The organism is uncultured Gimesia sp. (assembly GCF_937919775.1).
In the GTDB taxonomy this organism is placed as follows: domain Bacteria; phylum Planctomycetota; class Planctomycetia; order Planctomycetales; family Planctomycetaceae; genus Gimesia.
In genome coordinates, this window is record NZ_CALFPF010000598.1 from 1 (window position 1) to 3,411 (window position 3,411).

General features: G+C 53.4%; 3 protein-coding genes. All 3 read left to right on the top strand.

The features are described 5' to 3' along the window. Positions 1-273, top strand: a 273-nt coding sequence (locus Q0294_RS17240) for a hypothetical protein (RefSeq protein WP_299467941.1), incomplete at its 5' end; no start/stop codon positions are given. Between the two features lie 288 nt (positions 274-561). After that, entirely contained in the window at positions 562-2,382 is a 1,821-nt protein-coding gene (locus tag Q0294_RS17245; protein ID WP_299467943.1) for a M3 family oligoendopeptidase, read from the top strand. Positions 2,383-2,656: 274 nt separating this feature from the next. After that, positions 2,657-3,411, top strand: a 755-nt coding sequence (gene metX / locus Q0294_RS17250; protein ID WP_299467945.1) for a homoserine O-acetyltransferase, incomplete at its 3' end; no start/stop codon positions are given.

A 3,411-nucleotide genomic window follows, 5' to 3' on the forward strand; every position in this document is an offset into this window, starting at 1 on the left:
CGGATTGGCACAGGAAAGAGTGAACCTCGTGCAGTGGGGCAGGTTGTGTTTGAGTCAAATCGTGCTGAAACCAGAGACTTTTATAGTGCGGGATTCCACAGGTGCGGAAGTTTTTACCGGAAAGAAATTTATCCCACGCGCGCGACGCATATCACGCAGTTTCCACAACGGCAGGGGCATGTCAAGCTCGGAATCACCACCTGTTTTCAGGGAGAAATTGTGTCTTTCAAAAAACACGAATCGATGTACCGGCGGTTCGGTCGTGTTTCATAATTCGAATTCGTCTTTGTACAAGAAAAAACATCAAAATGTGCAGTCAAAAACGGACGGAGTAGCAACCGGGGCTAACGCCCTTCGGCTAAAAGCGAACTGTTGATGATCGCCAGCGAAGTGGAACAGTGAGCTGGCTGAGACATTCCCGCCGCTCGACAGTCTGCCGCTGTTATGCGATAATGGCCCCTTGTTTTCATTTTGGGAACGGTAATAAAATCTTCCATTGAATGCTCTCTCCATGCTGACCCGCAAGCGGTTACCAATTTATTCTGAACGGGATCGACGACGATGACTGAAACCACTGCTTATCCTCTGACCTGGGAACTGAAATCCCTCTACCCGCACCCTGATCACGCCGACTTCGAAGCCTGCCTGAAGCAGATGAAGGCTTCTCTGGAAGATCTGGTCAAACGGGTCGAACAATTATCCTCGGCGACTGATCCGCAAACCGATGCCACGGTCTGGGGAGATTTCCTGACCGATTATCAGGCGGCGATAGCAGAATTGGCCGGCCTGTTTGCTTTCCTGGAATGTTACTGTGCCGAAGATGCCCACAACAAACATTATCAGGTCCTGATGGCGCGACTGGCCGGCATTCGTCCCTTGCGGGAAAACATCGAAACACAACTGCAGCTCACCCTGCGCGAGATCCCGGACGAAGTCGTGCAGCAGTTCGCAGACAAGGATGCACGCATCGGAGAGATTCAATTTTTTCTGGAAGACTGCAAACGGAATGCGAAATTAAGGCTGCCCAAGGAACAGGAAATTCTGGCATCGCAACTGGCGGTGGACGGCTTACATGCCTGGGGACGCCTGTATGATCGGCTGTCGGGAAATCTCAAAATCCAGGTCATGGAAAAAGGAGAACTGGTCGAACGGTCTCCCGGTCAGATTCAATTCGATTCGCCTCAGAGATCGGTCCGCGAGAACAATTTTTATGCGGCCAACAAAGCGTGGGGGACGATTGCCGATTCGTGTGCGGATGCCCTGAATCATCTCGCCGGAACCAGATTGACGCTTTACAGTCACCTGCCGGTAACCGATCACCTCGATGCACCGCTGATTTATAACCGGATGCAGCGCGGCACGCTTGACACCATGTGGTCGGTGATCACAAAACGCAAACAGAAGCTGGTCCGTTTTCTGGAACGAAAAGCGGAAATGCTGGGGCTCTCTCAACTCTGCTGGTACGACCTGAATGCGCCGCTGCCACTCTCGGGGGGCGAATCTGCCGAACTGAAATACGACCGTGCCTGTGAGCTGGTTGTGAATTCCTTTGAGCAGTTCAGCCCCGATCTGAGTGCGTTTGCCGAACGGGCTCTGCGCGAGCGCTGGATCGAAGTGGAAAACCGGGCCGGCAAGAGACAGGGGGGCTTTTGCACGACGTTTCCTGTGCAAAAAGAGTCGCGTATTTTCATGACGTATACGAATTCTGCCGACAGCATGTCGACGCTGGCGCATGAACTGGGACACGCTTACCATTCGCACGTGTTAAAGGATGCACCGTTTGTGCTCAGTGATTATCCGATGAACCTGGCGGAGACGGCTTCGACGTTTGCAGAAGCCGTGCTGGGTGAGCAACGCCTGAAGGCGGCGAAGACCAGAGAAGAGGAACTACAGATTCTGGACGGGATGCTGGGAGACGCGGTCGCCTTCATGATGAATATTCACGCCCGGTTCCTGTTTGAAGACCGGCTGCACAAGGAGCGACTGGAGGGGGAACTGACGCCGGAACGTTTTTCGGAATTGATGCTCGGAGCCCAGAAAGAAGCTTACGCGAATGCACTGGACGATGCGGGCTGGAATCCACTGTTCTGGGTCTCCAAGCTGCATTTTTATATCAGCGAACTGCCGTTCTATAATTTCCCGTATACTTTCGGCTATCTGCTGTCGCTCGGCGTTTACGCGCTGGCGGACAGCTATTCTGATCAGACGGAATTTGCGAATCAATATCGCGAACTGCTGCTGGCCACCGGGTGTCAGGTCTCAGAAGACGCCGTTGCCAATACATTTGGCTACCAACTGGGGGAAGCCGACTTCTGGAACAAGAGTATCGATATCATCGACCGCCGCGTCGACCGTTTTCTGGAACTGACCGAATCAAGCTGATGGTTCTACTTCGACCGAGATCTGAGGACTGCGCCTCTTTTCTCAATGTCGACGCAGGATTCAGGCCGTTCGGGAAGATTCGTTTTAAACAATGTTTTCTGTATAATCAGCATAAATTAAAGCATTTGCGATGGGGGCCGCTCTGAAATGAGGAAAGATCAGCGTGGATTGGAGCAGCCACGTGTCGAAATCCGGCAGGACGTTCGATATACTGATTTCACCGCCAGGAGCCCACGGACTTATATTTGCAGGAAACTTGAGAAGCAATTTTTCTATGGCAACACAACAGGAAATTAGTGAAACCCGCCAACACACGGGCGTGGGTTTTGTTCAAACCAGGCTGGCAACTTTGTTTGCCCCTCCGAACTGGTTAAAACTGGCGGGCGGAGGAGAACTCGGCCCGATCCAGGTGGCTTATGAAACGTACGGCGAATTGACACCGGCGAAGGATAATGCCATCTATATCTGCCACGCACTCACGGGAGATGCACACGCCGCCGGCTACTTTGCCAACGACGACGAAAAAGCGAAACCCGGCTGGTGGGATGATCTGATCGGCCCGGGAAAAACTCTCGACACCGATCAATACTTTGTGATTTGCGCCAATGTCCTGGGGGGCTGTCAGGGAACCACGGGACCGAGCAGTATTGATCCGCAGACGAATCAGCCCTATCGGCTCAGCTATCCGTTCATTACGGTCGGCGATATTGTGGAAGTCCATTCCGCGCTCACAAAACATCTCGGCATCGACCAGTTACTGGCCGTGATCGGGGGGAGCCTGGGAGGCATGCAGGTCCTGGAGTGGGCCGCGCGCTTCCCCGACCAGTTGCGCGGGGCGATCTGTCTGGCATCGGCGGCTCAGCTTTCGGCGCAGGGGATCGCCTTCAACGCGGTCGGCAGACGGGCCATCAAAACAGATCCCGAATATAAAAATGGTGAGTATGAAAAAGGGGAAGGCCCGCGCTACGGACTGGCGCTGGCCCGCATGATTGCCCACATCACTTACCTCTCTGATCAATCGATTGAAAT

What these genes read in the sequence shown, in the direction of transcription:
- Q0294_RS17245 (WP_299467943.1), top strand. Translation starts at nt 562, where the DNA reads ATGACTGAAACCACTGCTTATCCTCTGACCTGGGAACTGAAATCCCTC.